Genomic DNA, 15,119 nt, shown 5'->3' with positions numbered 1-15,119 from the left:
CAGGCACCGACGGGGCGGGGCCGCATGCGGCTGCGCGTAGCGCGGGCCGGGCCGCGTGAACGCTCAGCTGCGGTCACAGTCTGCGGCGGCGACGCCAGGAGCCCGGATGCGGGGCGAGACTGCCGCCGAGGCAGGGCGGGGCAGGAACACCCCCGCCCGCACCCGGCCGGGCGTCTCAGATGATGGACGGGGAGTTGGAGCCCGACGCACTGCTCGTGACGGTCGCGTCCCCGGACTCAGTGGCGGACGCGCTTCCTTGAGGGTCGCCGGTCGAAGAATCAGTGGGAGACGGACTGGGCGAGTCCGGCGGAGGTGTCGGATCCGGAGACTGCGACGGTGAGGTCGGAAGTGTCGGCTTCGTCGACGGTGACTTCGACGGCGACTTCGAGGGCGAATCCGGGTCCGAGGGACTCCCCGACCGCGACGAGCTCGGTGACGGGCTGTCCCCCGGTGCCGGCGCCCGGCCCGTCGATGTCGGTGCCGTGGCCGGTGTCGCCGTTTCCGTCGGCTTCTTGGGGTCGTCCTTGTCGTTGGACGGGGCGTCGGACGGGTCGGCGACCGGGTCCTCGACGGTCCAGTCGTCGTCGGCGTCGCCCTCGTTCACGTTCTGCCCGTTGCGCACGCCGTCGCCGGGCGGCTCCTCCTGGTCGGAGGTCATGCCGAGGGTGACCACCGTGCCGAGGACCGCCGCGAGCAGCGTGCCCGCTCCCGCGGCGACGCGGTTGCGGCGGGCGCCGCCGAGCAGGGCGAGCGTGCGCCGGCCCGCCGGGGGGCCGGCGGGGGTTTCCGGCGGGGCCACCGAAGCGCCGCCGACGACCGTGGCGACCGTGTCGGCGGCCGGCCCCGTCCGCGGCAGCCGCTTCGTCGGCGGCAGTCCCGGCACTCCCAGTGGAGGGGAGACGGGCCCCCCGTCGCCCAGGGCGAGCGGCGACGCGGGCGTCGGCAGGGACTCGCGGTCGGCGACGAGCGCGAGGGCCCGGCGCCCCGCGACGGTGCCGCTCTTGTCGGCGAGCGCGCCGCGCATGCCGATCGACGTCTCGAGCTCCGCCCGGGCCCGGTCCAGGTTGCCGGTGCAGAGTGCGAGGACGCCCAGTTCGTGGTGGAAGTACGCCTCTTCCGCGACCTCTCCGGCGATCCGGGCGGCCTCGGAGCCCACGCGCAGGGCCCGTTCCCAGCCCGTCCAGTGCAGTCCGGCCGCGAAGGCGGGCGCGGCGCTGCGGGCGAGGAGCACCGCCGTGCTGGGGTGGCCGGCCTCCCGGCCGGGCACCAGCGCGCTCAGGGCTGCCAGGATGCCGTCCGCCTCGGCCACGGCCCGCTCGGGCGTGACGGAGGGGTGTCCGGCCCACCAGGTGTAGTGCCGGGCGGCGGTGTGGGCGTGGCCGACCGCGTCCTCGTCGTAGCCCTTCTCGCGGAGCTGGGCCAGCACCCCGGCGGCGAGCCGGTAGCGCGGGCCGGCCGGGGAGAGCAGTCCGCAGCTCATGAGTTCACCGAGCGCGGCGTCCGCGTGGGTGTCGCCGACGAGGGCCGGCAGATGCGCCTGGTGCGGGACCTCGCCGCCGAGGGCGACCGCGATGCGCAGGGTGCGCCGGGCGGAGTCGCTGAGCCTGGACGCGAGCAACGGGGCGGGAGCGGCGCCCTCACCGAGCGTCGGCAGCGGTACGTCCTTGCCGCCGGCCGCCGCGAACGGCGCGAACTCCTCGAAGGCCTCCGGGTCGGCCCGCAGTTCGTCGCACTGCCTCAGCAGCGCGGCCGCCTGGACGAACCGCAGGGGCAGCCCTTCCGACTCGAACCAGAGGTCGCCCGCCCAGTTGCTCTCCTCCTCCGTCAGCGGCCGTTCCACGGCCTGTTCGAGCAGTTCGAGCGCGGCGGCGCGGCCCAGCCCGCTGAGGAAGACCTCTTCGAGGTGGGAGTCGGCGCTCGGTGCGGGAACATCGGGAGTGGCGGCGACGAGGAAGGCACATTCCGGGGCGGCGTCGAGCAGTTCGTCGAGGCCCGCGCCGCCGAACTCGAGGTCGTCGAGGACGACGACGGCTCCGATGTCACGTACGAAACCGCCGAGCGCGTTCCGGTCGGGGCGGTGCCCGGGGGCGTCGTAGACGACCGTGAACAGTTCCTGGAGCAGCTCCGCAGGGGAGCGGTGCCGGCCGTTGAGGCGTACGACTCCGTCGGGCGCGAAGCCGTCGCACTGCGCGGCGACGGCGTCGAGCAGTGCGGTGCGGCCGGAGCCGGACGGTCCGGTGAGCCTGACGGACCGGCCGCGACCGAGGAGCCGTACGAGCCGTTCCCGCTCCTCGTCGCGTTCCAGCAGCGCCGGCCTCGGTGCGGCCGGGCCCGGGGGCACAGGAGGCTGCGCGGCGCGGTGACGCTCGGCGCGGTCGACCGCGCTGCGGCGGGAGGGGCGGCCGGGCTGCTCACCGGGCGGGCACGGTTCGATCTCGCTGCCGTCGACGGGGTTGACGGTGAGCAGGAAGTCGCCGGAGACCAGTTGGACCGTACGCCGGGGCGCGGGCGCGGACTGTCCGGGCGTGATGGCGTCGCGCGGCGGCCGTGCCGGTCCGGTGCCCTCGCCGAAGCTGTCGTTGTCCATCGTCAAAGCTCCCAGATAAGGTTCGCCCGGCCTGCCGCCGCCAAGATCACTGCGCTCTTGGTGCCGAGGCCGCGTGCGGTGCCCTCCCGGCCTTCCTGCACGTTTCGCCCGCCTCGGTCCGGAGCCCGCCTCATGGGTCTGTCGAATGGGCAGGCGATCGAACCCTAGACGTTCGCCACGCATCGCGAAACCTGCGGGGTACCGCCCGGTCCCTGACGTCATGGTCTCAGGAGGATTGCGCCGCTCGCCCGGTTGGTGCCCCCGTCACATCTGACGAACCGATTCATCCACCGCCGTTGCCCGCTCCCGCCGCTGCCGCGTCGGAGCCGCCACCGCAGAAGCCACCACCGTCGCCGGCGGTGCCACCGCCACCGTCCGCGCGCTCGCCGCCGCGGGCGGCCGGCGGACCGGCGTCACACCCGCGGAAGCCCGGCGTCACACCCGCGGCAGCGATTCCGCTGCGAGGCCGCCCTCGATGGCGAGGATGCGGTGCAGCCGCGTGGCCACGAGCAGCCGCTGCATCTGCGGCGGCACACCCCGCAGCACCAGTCGGCGGCCGCACCGGCCGGCCCGCCGGTGCGCGCCCATGATGACCCCGAGCCCGGTGGCGTCCCAGGAGTCGAGGTGGGTCAGGTCGAGCACCAGGTCGCCGGCTCCGTCGTCGACGGCCGAGTGCAGGACCGTACGGGCGTCCGCCGCGCTGCGGACGTCGAGGCGGCCCCCGACGACCAGCTCGGCATGGTCGCCCCTGATGTGCATATGCGCTCCCCGAGTGTGCTTACCGTGCCCCGTGTCGGCCCGTGTCCACTGTGCTGCTGACTGTTCTTCTTCTGTTCTTCTCCGTCTTGCAACAACTGACTGCCGCATAGGCGGAGGGGTTGCTACTTGTAAGCGAACCGATACCGAATTCACCCCGGCGGGTGATACCGAACCGGTCGATAACGCCGGTCGCGATGTCAGTGCTTGTAGAAGCCCTGCCCGCTCTTGCGGCCGATGTCACCGGCGTCCACCATCCGGCGCATCAGCTCCGGCGGTGCGAACTTCTCGTCCTGGGACTCGGTGTAGATGTTGCTCGTGGCGTGAAGCAGGATGTCGACACCCGTCAGGTCGGCGGTGGCGAGCGGCCCCATGGCGTGCCCGAAGCCGAGCTTGCAGGCGATGTCGATGTCCTCGGCGGTGGCGACGCCCGATTCGTACAGCTTCGCGGCCTCGACGACGAGCGCCGAGATGAGGCGAGTGGTGACGAAGCCCGCGACGTCGCGGTTGACGACGATGCAGGTCTTGCCGACCGACTCGGCGAACTCCCGTGTGGTGGCGAGGGTTTCGTCGCTCGTCTTGTAGCCGCGCACCAGCTCGCACAGCTGCATCATCGGGACGGGCGAGAAGAAGTGGGCGCCCACCACGCGCTCCGGACGCTCCGTCACGGCCGCGATCTTGGTGATCGGGATGGCGGAGGTGTTGGAGGCGAGGACGGCGTCGTCCCGTACGAGCTTGTCGAGCGCACGGAAGATCTCGTGCTTGACCTCGAGCTTCTCGAAGACGGCCTCGACGACGATGTCGGCGTCGGCGACGGCGTCCAGGTCGGTCGTGGTGGTGATGCGCGCCAACGCGGCCTCGGCGGCGGCGGCTTCGAGCTTCCCCTTGGAGACGAACTTGTCGTAGGACGCCTTGATGCCGTCCTTGCCGCGGGTCAGAGCCTCGTCGGTCACATCACGCAGTACGACGTCCCAGCCCGCCTGGGCGGAGACCTGCGCGATTCCGGAACCCATGAGTCCGGCACCGATGACGGCGAGCTTCCTGGCCACTGCGGCACTCCTTAACGGCCTCGACGGCCTTAACGACTGTTTACATGTGCGCTCTCTGCCGGAGATTAGCGCCCGTGAGGCGCCCCTGTGACCGCTAAGAGATGCGCGTCACGTCCCACATGGCGGACATCACACCGGGACGGGCCACCGGGGCGCCGGGGCGGGCTGTCCGGGACGGGGAGGGCCGGCCCCCGCGGCACGGGCCGTGACGGCCGGCACAGGTGTCTCCGGCCGGGCCGGAGCGTAACTAGGCTGGCCACATGGTCAATCTGACGCGTATCTACACCCGTACCGGCGACCAGGGCACCACCGCCCTCGGCGACATGAGCCGCACCGCCAAGACCGACCTGCGGATCTCCGCGTACGCCGATGCCAACGAGGCCAACGCGGTCATCGGCACGGCGATCGCGCTGGGGCAGCTGGACGAGGAGGTCGTGAAGGTCCTCGTCCGCGTGCAGAACGACCTGTTCGACGTGGGCGCGGACCTCTCCACACCGGTCGTGAAGAACCCGGAGTACCCGCCCCTGCGGGTCGAGCAGAACTACATCGACAAGCTGGAGGCCGACTGCGACCGCTTCCTGGAGCAGCTGGAGAAGCTGCGGAGCTTCATCCTTCCAGGCGGCACCCCGGGCGCCGCGCTGCTGCACCAGGCGTGCACCGTCGTGCGGCGGGCGGAGCGGTCGACCTGGGCAGCCATGGAGGTGCACGGCGAGACGATGAACCCGCTGACCGCGACATACCTCAACCGCCTCTCCGACCTGCTGTTCATCCTGGCCAGGGTGGCGAACAAGGAGGTCGGGGACGTGCTGTGGGTGCCCGGCGGCGAGCGCTAGCCGCTAGGGACGCCCGACGCGGACCGGTTCGCGGTCCGACGTGCCGGCCGGGGCCTTCTTCGGCCAGATCGCGTAGCTGAGCGCGATCACGCCGTGGATGCCGGCCGCACGCCAGGCCCCGTACATCCAGCTCCGCAGCGACTCCGTCTGCCCCGCGTCGCCCACGTACCAGATCGCGATCTGGAGCAGTCCGGTCGCGACCGCCGCGGCCACCAGCGTGCCCAGCCAGATGCTGCCCTCGTGCCGGGCGCGGGCCATGCCGTGGCGCGGCGGCTTCTGCGGGGGCGGGCCGCCGGCCAGGCGGTGGGCGGCGTGGCCGTCGAGCCACTCGACGGTGCGGTGGCCGTGGCCGGCCGTGTAACCGATGTAGATCGCGGCCAGGCCGTGCTTCCAGCTCGGGTCCGCGCCGTTCTTGAGGTCGATCGCCGTGACCACCAGGAGCAGAACCTCCAGCAGCGGTTCGCACAGCAGCAGCGCGGCCCCTGTGCGGGGCATCTTCAGCAGGTAGCGGACGGCGAGGCCCGCTGCCAGCAGCACCCAGAAGCCGATCTCACAGATCACGATCAGCGTGACGATCACGACAGCTCTCCCTTCGTACGGTTCAAGCGTGTCGGCCGGCGGGCGCGGATTCGTCGTCGGCGGTGACGAACCGGGACTGCATCTTTCGATGTACTGCGGGCTCACCCCGCGCGCGGACGCCCGGCGGCAGCGGCGCCGTGTTTGATGGACGGGTGAGCTTCCCCCGCCCCCACCGTGACGACGTGCTGCTCGGGGTCACCGGTCTGCTCGGCGGTCTCCTGCTCTGGGCGCTCGGGCTCCACACCAACGGACTCCGGGCGCCGCTGCCGTCCTGGGTGACGCTGGTGCCGCTGGTGGTGGTGGCAGGGCTGGAGCCGCTGCGCCGGACCATGCCCCGCACGGCCCTGGCCGTCGGCACCGCCGCGATCGTGCTCGACCCGTTCACCCCCGGCAACATCGCGACCGTCCTGATGTTCGCCGACCTCGTGTACGCGGCGGTGGTGTACGGCACTCCGGCCTCCGCCCGCCGGATCCCCGTCACCACCGGCATGATCACCCTCGCGGTGACGATCGGGTTCCTGGCGTGGCTGCGGGAGCCCGTCGCCCTGCTGATCGGTGTCGTCACCGGGCTGGTCTCGTTCGGCCCCGCGACCACCGGGGCGATCGTGCGCAACCACCGGGAGGCGGCGAACGCCGCCCGGCTGCGGGCCGAGCAGACCGCGCTGCTCGCGGAGATGGACCGGACGCAGGCGATCGCGGCGGAGCGCGCCCGGATGGCCCGCGAGTTGCACGACCTGGTGGCGGGCCACCTGTCGGCGATCGCCATCCACTCGACGGCCGCGCTCTCCATCGACGACGCGTCGACCACGAAACAGGCGCTGACGGTGATCCGGGAGAACAGCGTCGAGGGGCTGGCCGAGATGCGCAGGCTGATCGGGCTGCTGCGCGAGCGCAGCGGCGACGTGGAGCCGGCCGCCGCGCCCACCCTGGCGGGCCTCGACGCCCTGGTGGCGCAGGCCGGTACCAACGGCGCGGCGAGCGGCCTGACGTTCGTGCTGCACGACGAACGGGACACGGGGACGCGGCTGCCCGCTCCGGTGGAGCTCGCGGCTTACCGCGTCGTGCAGGAGTCGCTGACCAACGCGATCAAGCACGCGGAGGCCGGCGACGTGCGTGTCGAGGTGTCCGGCGGGGCGGGCGGCGCGCTGCGGGTGACGGTGACCAGCCCGTTCGGGCGGCGGCCGGGGCCCCGGGCGCCGGGGTCGGGGGCCGGGCTGGTGGGCATGGAGGAACGGGTGGCGCTGCTGGACGGAAGGTTCGAGGCGGGCCCCGCCCCTGACCCGGCGGGCGGGCACGCGAAGATCTGGCGCGTGCGGGCGGTGCTGCCCGTGGCGGACGACGACAAGGAGCCTTCCGCATGACCGTGGAAGCGGATGCCGCGCAGGACACCCCCCGGATCCGGGTGCTGGTCGCGGAGGACCAGAGCGCGGTACGGGCGGGACTCGTACTGATCCTGCGCAGCGCCGCGGACATCGAGGTGGTCGCAGAGGCCGCGGACGGCGAGGAGGCGGTGCGCCTCGCCAGGGAGCTGCGCCCGGAGGTGGTCCTGATGGATGTGCAGATGCCCCGGCTGGACGGGGTGTCCGCGACCCGGCAGGTGGTCACGGAGGAGCTGGCCGACGTGCTGGTGCTGACGACCTTCGATCTGGACGAGTACGTCTTCGGGGCGCTGCGGGCGGGGGCGGCCGGCTTTCTGCTGAAGAACACCGACGCGGGCGATCTGCTGCGGGCGGTGCGGACGGTGGCACGCGGCGAGGGCTTGATCGCCCCGGCCGTCACCCGGCGGCTGATCGCGGAGTTCGCCGCACCCCGGACCGTACGGTCCGCGGGCGCTTCGGACCGCGCGGTGCTGGAGGTGCTGACGCGGCGGGAGCGGGAGGTCCTGTCGTGCCTCGGGGAGGGGCTGTCGAACGCGGAGATCGCGGGGCGGCTGTCGATGGCGGAGGCCACGGTCAAGACCCACGTCAGCAGGCTGCTGGGGAAGCTGGAGCTGCGGAGCAGGGTGCAAGCGGCGGTGCTGGCGCAGGAGTTGGGGGTCTGACGCCGCAACGGGCAACAGGGGCGACCTCCTTGGTCTGGACCTATTGACGATTGGTCCAGACCACCCTAATCTCCACCGAGCACGCCGCGACGAGCCACGCGGCATGCGCCAGTGCACGGACCACCCCTGACATGTCCGCACTCAACTCGAGGAGCATCCTTGAGCACTCAAGCGCCACAAACCCCCCGCACGAGACCGAGATTGCCAGCGAGAGCAACCGCCGGCCTGACCGCGTTGCTCCTCCCCTTCGCCGCGATGGTGGGCCTCGCCTCGCCCGCCGAGGCGGCCACCTCGGCCACCGCCGACTACGTCAAGACCTCCGACTGGGGCACCGGTTTCGAAGGCAAGTGGACGGTGAAGAACACCGGCACCACGACGATCAGCTCCTGGACCGTCGAGTGGGACTTCCCCTCCGGCACCAAGGTCACCTCCGCCTGGGACGCCACCGTCACCAACTCCGGCGACCACTGGACCGCCAAGAACGTCGGCTGGAACGGCACCCTGTCCCCGGGCGCCTCCGTCTCCTTCGGCTTCAACGGCAGCGGCTCCGGCTCGCCGTCCGGCTGCAAGCTCAACGGCGCCTCCTGCGACGGCGGCAGCGTTCCGGGCGACAACCCGCCCTCCGCCCCCGGCACCCCCACAGCCTCGGACGTCACCGACACCTCGGTGAAGCTCAGCTGGGGCGCGGCCACCGACGACAACGGCGTCAAGAACTACGACGTCCTGCGCGACGGCGCCAAGGTCGCCACGGTCACCGGCACCACGTACACCAACACGGGCCTGACCGCCGGCACCGACTACTCGTACACCGTCCAGGCCCGTGACACCGCCGACCAGACCGGACCGGTCAGCGGCGCCGTCGCGGTCCGTACGACCGGCGGCGGTGGCGACCCGGGCCCCGGCCCGGGCGACAAGGTCAAGCTGGGCTACTTCACCAACTGGGGCGTCTACGGGCGCAACTACCACGTGAAGAACCTGGTGACCTCCGGCTCGGCGGCGAAGATCACGCACATCAACTACGCCTTCGGCAACGTCAGCGGCGGCAAGTGCACCATCGGTGACGCCTACGCCGACTACGACAAGGCCTACACCGCGGACCAGAGCGTCGACGGCGTCGCCGACACCTGGGACCAGCCGCTGCGCGGCAACTTCAACCAGCTGCGCAAGCTCAAGGCGAAGTACCCGCACATCAAGGTGCTGTGGTCGTTCGGCGGCTGGACCTGGTCCGGCGGCTTCGGCCAGGCCGTGCAGAACCCGGCCGCCTTCGCCCAGTCCTGCTACGACCTCGTCGAGGACCCCCGCTGGGCCGATGTCTTCGACGGCATCGACCTGGACTGGGAGTACCCGAACGCCTGCGGTCTGAGCTGCGACACGTCCGGCCCGGCGGCCTTCAAGAACATGATGCAGGCCATGCGCGCCAAGTTCGGCACGAACAACCTGGTCACCGCGGCGGTCACCGCCGACGCCTCGTCCGGCGGCAAGATCGACGCGGCCGACTACGGCGGCGCCGCGCAGTACATCGACTGGTACAACGTGATGACGTACGACTTCTTCGGCGCCTGGGCCAAGAACGGTCCGACGGCCCCGCACTCCCCGCTCACCTCGTACTCGGGCATCCCGCAGGCCGGCTTCAACTCGGCCGAGGCGATCGCGAAGTTCAAGGCGAAGGGCGTACCGGCCAAGAAGCTGCTGCTCGGCATCGGCTTCTACGGGCGCGGGTGGACCGGTGTGACCCAGTCCGCCCCGGGCGGCACGGCGACCGGACCCGCTCAGGGGACGTACGAGGCGGGCATCGAGGACTACAAGGTCCTCAAGAACAGCTGCCCGGCCACCGGGACGATCGCGGGTACCGCGTACGCGCACTGCGGCACCAACTGGTGGAGCTACGACACCCCGGCGACCGTCACCTCCAAGATGCGCTGGGCGAACAACCAGGGACTGGGAGGCGCGTTCTTCTGGGAGTTCAGCGGTGACACGTCGAACGGAGAGCTGGTCGGCGCGATCAACAGCGGCCTCGGATAAGCCGGGGCCCCACTGACGACGAAGCCCGGGAGCGTCACCTCTCCCGGGCTTCGTCGTGCACGCTCATACGGTGGGACGCAAAATCACCCGACTCGGTGGAAACGTCACGCCACATTGACTCGTTGGCCGGGCGGTGCCGCCTCCAGCCAGGCGAGGAAACCGGTCAGCGCGTCCTCGCTCATCGCCAGCTCCAGACGCGTCCCGCGGTGCAGACAGGCCAGTACGACCGCGTCGGACAGCAGCGCCAGCTCCTCCTCGCCCTCGGGCGTACGGCGGGCCAGCACCTCGATCGCCGAGCGCTCCAGAACCCGGCGGGGACGGGGAGCGTACGAGAAGATCCGGAACCACTCGACCCGGTCACCGCTGTAGCGCGCGACGCCGTACACCCAGCCCTTGCCGGAAGCGTCCTGGCCCTCCCGGATGTTCCAGCGGAGGCTGCAGTCGAAGGTGCCGCCGGACCGCTGGATCAGTCTCCTGCGCAGTCCGAAGACGAACAGTCCGACCACCACAAGCGCGACAACGCAACCGCTCACAAGCAGAGCGAGGAACATCTCCACCGACCTCCTCGCATCGCCTAGTAACCGAATACCACGTGCACCCGCATCGCCTCAGCCGCGGCACGGCCCGGAGGAGATCCGGGCCGGCCGCGGCTGAGGGACAAACCTATCCGCGGAGTCGGCGCGACTAGCGCACCGCCACCGCACGCAGACGGACGTCGGCGCGCCGCTCGGCGGCGGCATCCGTGTCCGACTTGGCGCGCTCCAGCGCACGCTCGGCGCGCTGGACATCGATCTCGTCCGCCAGCTCGGCGATCTCCGCCAGCAGCGACAGCTTGTTGTCCGCGAAGGAGATGAATCCGCCGTGCACCGCGGCGACGACAGTTCCACCCTCACTCGTACGGATGTTCACCGGGCCCGACTCCAGCACACCGAGCAGCGGCTGGTGACCGGGCATGACGCCGATGTCGCCGGACGTGGTGCGCGCGACGACCAGGGTGGCCTCGCCGGACCAGACACTGCGGTCCGCGGCGACCAGCTCGACGTGCAGCTCAGCAGCCAAGGTTGGCTCCTCGGGTCACCACCCGGCGGTCATGCCGGGTGTTGGGTCATAAGTCTAATAGGGCTCGGGACACCGAAGCGTCCCGGCCCGCCCCCGGCACACGACCGGGGTCGGGGGATCGGTCCCCCAGGGGTGCAGCGAGATGCGTGCCGAAGGGGGCGGGACGTGCCCGCCCCCAACAGCTGAGTCGGCCGACTCAGGAGACGCCGAGCTCCTTGGCGTTGGCCTTGAGGTCCTCGATGCCACCGCACATGAAGAACGCCTGCTCGGGGAAGTGGTCGTACTCACCGTCGCAGATCGCGTTGAACGCGGCGATCGACTCGTCGAGCGGCACGTCCGAGCCGTCCACGCCGGTGAACTGCTTGGCGACGTGGGTGTTCTGGGACAGGAAGCGCTCCACGCGACGGGCACGGTGGACAACCAGCTTGTCCTCCTCGCCCAGCTCGTCGATACCGAGAATCGCGATGATGTCCTGGAGGTCCTTGTACTTCTGCAGGATCCCCTTGACGCGCGTGGCGGCGTCGTAGTGCTCCTGCGTGATGTAGCGCGGGTCCAGGATCCGGGACGTGGAGTCCAGCGGGTCCACGGCCGGGTAGATGCCCTTCTCGGAGATCGGACGGGAGAGAACCGTCGTCGCGTCGAGGTGGGCGAAGGTGGTGGCCGGGGCCGGGTCGGTCAGGTCGTCCGCGGGGACGTAGATCGCCTGCATCGAGGTGATCGAGTGACCACGCGTCGAGGTGATGCGCTCCTGCAGCAGACCCATCTCGTCGGCCAGGTTCGGCTGGTAACCCACCGCGGACGGCATACGGCCGAGCAGGGTGGACACCTCGGAGCCGGCCTGGGTGTACCGGAAGATGTTGTCGATGAAGAAGAGCACGTCCTGCTTCTGAACATCGCGGAAGTACTCCGCCATGGTCAGACCGGCCAGGGCGACACGGAGACGGGTGCCCGGGGGCTCGTCCATCTGACCGAAGACCAGGGCGGTCTTGTCGATGACGCCCGACTCCGACATCTCCTCGATGAGGTCGTTGCCCTCACGGGTACGCTCACCGACGCCCGCGAACACCGAAACACCCTCGTGGAGGTTGGCGACGCGGTAGATCATTTCCTGGATCAGCACGGTCTTGCCGACACCGGCACCACCGAACAGACCGATCTTTCCACCCTTGACGTACGGGGTGAGAAGGTCGATGACCTTGACGCCGGTCTCGAACATCTCGGTCTTGGACTCGAGCTGGTCGAAGCTCGGGGCCTTGCGGTGGATCGGCCAGCGCTCCGTGGCGTTGCCGTTCTCCTCGGGGACGTTCAGCACCTCACCGAGGGTGTTGAACACCTTGCCCTTGGTGAAGTCACCGACGGGAACGGTGATGCCGTTGCCCGTGTCGGTCACCGGGGCCTGGCGGACCAGACCGTCGGTGGGCTGCATCGAGATCGCGCGGACCACGCCGTCACCCAGGTGCTGGGCGACCTCGAGGGTCAGCGTCTTGAGCGCGCCGTCCTCGGCCGGGTCGGCGACCTGGACGGTCAGCGCGTTGTAGATCTCCGGCATCGCGTCGACGGGGAACTCCACGTCGACGACCGGGCCGATGACCCGGGCGACGCGGCCCGTGGCAGCGGCCGTCTCAACTGTCGTCGTCATTACTTGTCACTCCCCGCGGTCGCGTCGGCCAGGGCGCTGGCGCCACCGACGATCTCGCTGATTTCCTGGGTGATTTCGGCCTGGCGGGCCGCGTTGGCAAGCCGGCCGAGACTCTTGATGAGCTCTCCGGCGTTGTCGGTCGCCGACTTCATCGCGCGGCGGGTGGCGGCGTGCTTGGAGGCAGCCGCCTGGAGCAGCGCGTTGTAGATCCGGCTCTCGACGTAGCGCGGCAGAAGGGCGTCGAGGACGTCCTCGGCCGACGGCTCGAAGTCGAACAGCGGAAGGATCTCGCCCTTCTTCGCCGTCTCCTCCTCAGCCTGCTCGAGGCTGAGGGGCAGCAGCCGGTTCGCCACCGGCGTCTGCGTCAGCATCGAGACGAACTCGGTGAAGACGATGTGGAGCTCGTCCACACCACCCTCGGCCGTGTCCTTCTCGATCGCCGCGATCAGCGGGGCCGCGACCATCTTGGCGTCCGCGTACGTCGGGTTGTCGGTGAAGCCCGTCCACGACTCCGTGACCTTGCGCTCACGGAAGCCGTAGTACGACACGCCCTTGCGACCGACGATGTAGGCGTCGATCTCCTTGCCCTCGCCGCGGAGCCGCTCGGTGAGCTGCTCCGCCGCCTTGAGGGCGTTGGCGGAGTAGCCGCCGGCCAGACCGCGGTCGCTCGTGATGAGCAGGATCGCGGCCCGGGTCGGGTTCTCCGCCTCGGTGGTCAGGGCGTGGTTCGTCGTCGACCCCGTCGCCACCGCGGTCACCGCACGGGTGAGCTCGGTCGCGTACGGCGTGGAGGCCGCCACCTGGCGCTGCGCCTTGACGATGCGCGAGGCGGCGATCATCTCCATCGCCTTGGTGATCTTCTTGGTCGCGGTGACGGATTTGATGCGACGCTTGTAGACCCGGAGCTGGGCTCCCATGAGTCAGGTCCCTTCCGTCGTCTACTTGGCGGTGCTGACCGGAGCGTCCTCGCCCAGAAGCTTGCCGTCCGAGGTCTCGAACTGCTTCTTGAACGCGGCGATGGCGTCAGCGACGGACTGGAGGGTGTCGTCCGACATCTTGCCGCCCTCGGCGATGCTGGTCAGGAGGTCCTTGCGCTCACGGCGCAGGTACTCCAGCAGCTCGGCCTCGAAGCGACGGATGTCGGCGACCGGGACGTCGTCCATCTTGCCGGTGGTACCGGCCCAGACGGAGACGACCTGCTCCTCGACGGGCATCGGCTGGTACTGGCCCTGCTTCAGCAGCTCGACCATGCGCTTGCCGCGCTCCATCTGAGCCTTGGAGGCCGCGTCCAGGTCGGAACCGAAGGCGGCGAACGCCTCCAGCTCGCGGTACTGGGCGAGGTCCACGCGCAGACGGCCGGAGACCTGCTTCATGGCCTTGTGCTGGGCGGAACCACCCACACGGGAGACCGAGATACCGACGTTCAGAGCCGGACGCTGACCGGCGTTGAACAGGTCGGACTCCAGGAAGCACTGGCCGTCGGTGATGGAGATGACGTTGGTCGGGATGAACGCCGACACGTCGTTCGCCTTGGTCTCGACGATCGGCAGACCCGTCATCGAACCGGCGCCCATGTCGTCGGAGAGCTTGGCGCAGCGCTCCAGCAGACGCGAGTGCAGGTAGAAGACGTCACCCGGGTAGGCCTCACGGCCCGGCGGGCGGCGCAGCAGCAGGGACACGGCGCGGTAGGCGTCGGCCTGCTTCGAGAGGTCGTCGAAGATGATGAGGACGTGCTTGCCGTCGTACATCCAGTGCTGGCCGATGGCCGAGCCGGTGTACGGGGCGAGGTACTTGAAGCCTGCCGGGTCGGACGCCGGGGCGGCGACGATCGTCGTGTACTCGAGCGCGCCGGCCTCTTCCAGGGCGCCGCGCACGGACGCGATGGTCGAGCCCTTCTGGCCGATGGCGACGTAGATGCAGCGGACCTGCTTCTTCGGGTCGCCGGAACGCCAGTTGTCACGCTGGTTGATGATCGTGTCGACGGCCAGGGCGGTCTTGCCGGTCTGGCGGTCGCCGATGACCAGCTGACGCTGGCCACGGCCGATCGGCACCATGGCGTCGACGGCCTTGTAGCCGGTCTGCATCGGCTCGTGCACCGACTTACGGGCCATGACGCCCGGGGCCTGCAGCTCAAGGGCGCGGCGGCCCTCGGTCGCGATCTCGCCGAGTCCGTCGATCGGGTTGCCGAGCGGGTCGACGACACGGCCGAGGTAGCCCTCGCCGACACCGACCGAGAGGACCTCACCGGTGCGGGTGACCGGCTGACCCTCCTCGATACCGTTGAACTCGCCGAGGACGATCGCGCCGATCTCGCGCTCCTCGAGGTTGAGGGCGAGACCGAGGGTGCCGTCCTCGAACTTCAGCAGCTCGTTCGCCATGGCCGAGGGAAGACCCTCGACCTTCGCGATACCGTCGCCGGCCAGGCTGACCGTGCCGACCTCCTCGCGCGAGGCCGCGTCCGGCTGGTACGACTGGACATAGTTCTCCAGCGCGTCCCGGATCTCCTCCGGCCGGATCGTGAGCTCCGCCATCTGGGTTCCCTGCTCTCCTTGTT

13 protein-coding genes are annotated in these 15,119 nt (G+C 70.5%); 4 read left to right on the top strand and 9 right to left on the bottom strand.

The features are described from left to right. Window positions 1-175: 175 nt before the first annotated feature. From OGH68_RS25130 to OGH68_RS25120, 3 genes are all read right to left on the bottom strand, one after another. Complete coding sequence (locus OGH68_RS25130) at window positions 176-2,587, bottom strand: ATP-binding protein (RefSeq protein ID WP_264247225.1); 2,412 nt, start codon at window positions 2,585-2,587, stop codon at window positions 176-178. A 435-nt stretch (window positions 2,588-3,022) separates the two neighbouring features. Continuing rightward, a complete protein-coding gene (locus OGH68_RS25125; RefSeq protein WP_018845393.1) occupies window positions 3,023-3,346 on the bottom strand; it encodes an STAS domain-containing protein in 324 nt (107 codons plus the stop codon). A gap of 197 nt (window positions 3,347-3,543) precedes the next feature. Beyond that, on the bottom strand, window positions 3,544-4,392 hold the full coding sequence (locus OGH68_RS25120; RefSeq protein ID WP_264247224.1) for a 3-hydroxyacyl-CoA dehydrogenase family protein: 849 nt from the start codon (window positions 4,390-4,392) through the stop codon (window positions 3,544-3,546). 260 nt (window positions 4,393-4,652) lie between these two features. On the opposite strand from OGH68_RS25120, the gene OGH68_RS25115 reads away from it, so the two are divergent. Further along, entirely contained in the window at window positions 4,653-5,225 is a 573-nt protein-coding gene (locus OGH68_RS25115; protein ID WP_264247223.1) for a cob(I)yrinic acid a,c-diamide adenosyltransferase, read from the top strand. Window positions 5,226-5,228: 3 nt separating this feature from the next. On the opposite strand, the gene OGH68_RS25110 is transcribed toward OGH68_RS25115, so the two are convergent. Next, on the bottom strand, window positions 5,229-5,804 hold the full coding sequence (locus OGH68_RS25110; protein ID WP_264247222.1) for a hypothetical protein: 576 nt from the start codon (window positions 5,802-5,804) through the stop codon (window positions 5,229-5,231). 152 nt (window positions 5,805-5,956) lie between these two features. Between OGH68_RS25110 and OGH68_RS25105 the strand changes: the two genes are divergently transcribed. The 3 genes from OGH68_RS25105 (at window position 5,957) to OGH68_RS25095 (ending at window position 9,867) form a co-directional block, all read left to right on the top strand. Next, on the top strand, window positions 5,957-7,165 hold the full coding sequence (locus OGH68_RS25105) for a sensor histidine kinase (protein ID WP_264247221.1): 1,209 nt from the start codon (window positions 5,957-5,959) through the stop codon (window positions 7,163-7,165). Further along, window positions 7,162-7,845 (top strand): response regulator, encoded by a 684-nt coding sequence (locus tag OGH68_RS25100; RefSeq protein WP_264247220.1) that lies wholly within the window; start codon window positions 7,162-7,164, stop codon window positions 7,843-7,845. The genes OGH68_RS25105 and OGH68_RS25100 overlap by 4 nt, the downstream gene beginning before the upstream one ends. A gap of 255 nt (window positions 7,846-8,100) precedes the next feature. Beyond that, window positions 8,101-9,867 carry a glycoside hydrolase family 18 chitinase gene (locus OGH68_RS25095; protein WP_264250276.1) on the top strand — a complete coding sequence of 589 codons (1,767 nt, stop codon included), beginning with the start codon at window positions 8,101-8,103 and terminating at the stop codon, window positions 9,865-9,867. A gap of 104 nt (window positions 9,868-9,971) precedes the next feature. On the opposite strand, the gene OGH68_RS25090 is transcribed toward OGH68_RS25095, so the two are convergent. The 5 genes from OGH68_RS25090 to atpA all read right to left on the bottom strand — a co-directional run bounded on the left by OGH68_RS25090 (window position 9,972) and on the right by atpA (window position 15,096). Continuing rightward, window positions 9,972-10,418 carry a DUF2550 domain-containing protein gene (locus OGH68_RS25090; RefSeq protein WP_100109167.1) on the bottom strand — a complete coding sequence of 149 codons (447 nt, stop codon included), beginning with the start codon at window positions 10,416-10,418 and terminating at the stop codon, window positions 9,972-9,974. A 133-nt stretch (window positions 10,419-10,551) separates the two neighbouring features. Next, entirely contained in the window at window positions 10,552-10,926 is a 375-nt protein-coding gene (locus OGH68_RS25085) for a F0F1 ATP synthase subunit epsilon (RefSeq protein WP_264247219.1), read from the bottom strand. A gap of 196 nt (window positions 10,927-11,122) precedes the next feature. Next, window positions 11,123-12,565, bottom strand: a complete 1,443-nt coding sequence (gene atpD / locus OGH68_RS25080; RefSeq protein WP_264247218.1) for a F0F1 ATP synthase subunit beta — start codon at window positions 12,563-12,565, stop codon at window positions 11,123-11,125. Beyond that, window positions 12,565-13,482 (bottom strand): F0F1 ATP synthase subunit gamma, encoded by a 918-nt coding sequence (locus OGH68_RS25075; RefSeq protein ID WP_264247217.1) that lies wholly within the window; start codon window positions 13,480-13,482, stop codon window positions 12,565-12,567. Before OGH68_RS25075 ends, atpD begins: the two co-directional genes overlap by 1 nt. A gap of 21 nt (window positions 13,483-13,503) precedes the next feature. Then, complete coding sequence (atpA, locus tag OGH68_RS25070) at window positions 13,504-15,096, bottom strand: F0F1 ATP synthase subunit alpha (protein ID WP_264247216.1); 1,593 nt, start codon at window positions 15,094-15,096, stop codon at window positions 13,504-13,506. Window positions 15,097-15,119 lie beyond the last annotated feature (23 nt).

It is taken from the genome of Streptomyces peucetius (assembly GCF_025854275.1).
Taxonomy (GTDB): Bacteria; Actinomycetota; Actinomycetes; order Streptomycetales; family Streptomycetaceae; genus Streptomyces; species Streptomyces peucetius_A.
Note: the sequence above shows the minus strand (reverse complement) of the source record. Positions and strands in the feature narration are given on the sequence as shown.

Coding starts and splice junctions, on each gene's coding strand:
- OGH68_RS25130 (WP_264247225.1), bottom strand. CDS start 2,587: ATGGACAACGACAGCTTCGGCGAGGGCACCGGACCGGCACGGCCGCCG.
- OGH68_RS25125 (WP_018845393.1), bottom strand. CDS start 3,346: ATGCACATCAGGGGCGACCATGCCGAGCTGGTCGTCGGGGGCCGCCTC.
- OGH68_RS25115 (WP_264247223.1), top strand. CDS start 4,653: ATGGTCAATCTGACGCGTATCTACACCCGTACCGGCGACCAGGGCACC.
- OGH68_RS25100 (WP_264247220.1), top strand. CDS start 7,162: ATGACCGTGGAAGCGGATGCCGCGCAGGACACCCCCCGGATCCGGGTG.
- OGH68_RS25095 (WP_264250276.1), top strand. CDS start 8,101: ATGGTGGGCCTCGCCTCGCCCGCCGAGGCGGCCACCTCGGCCACCGCC.
- OGH68_RS25090 (WP_100109167.1), bottom strand. CDS start 10,418: ATGTTCCTCGCTCTGCTTGTGAGCGGTTGCGTTGTCGCGCTTGTGGTG.
- atpD (WP_264247218.1), bottom strand. CDS start 12,565: ATGACGACGACAGTTGAGACGGCCGCTGCCACGGGCCGCGTCGCCCGG.
- OGH68_RS25075 (WP_264247217.1), bottom strand. CDS start 13,482: ATGGGAGCCCAGCTCCGGGTCTACAAGCGTCGCATCAAATCCGTCACC.
- atpA (WP_264247216.1), bottom strand. CDS start 15,096: ATGGCGGAGCTCACGATCCGGCCGGAGGAGATCCGGGACGCGCTGGAG.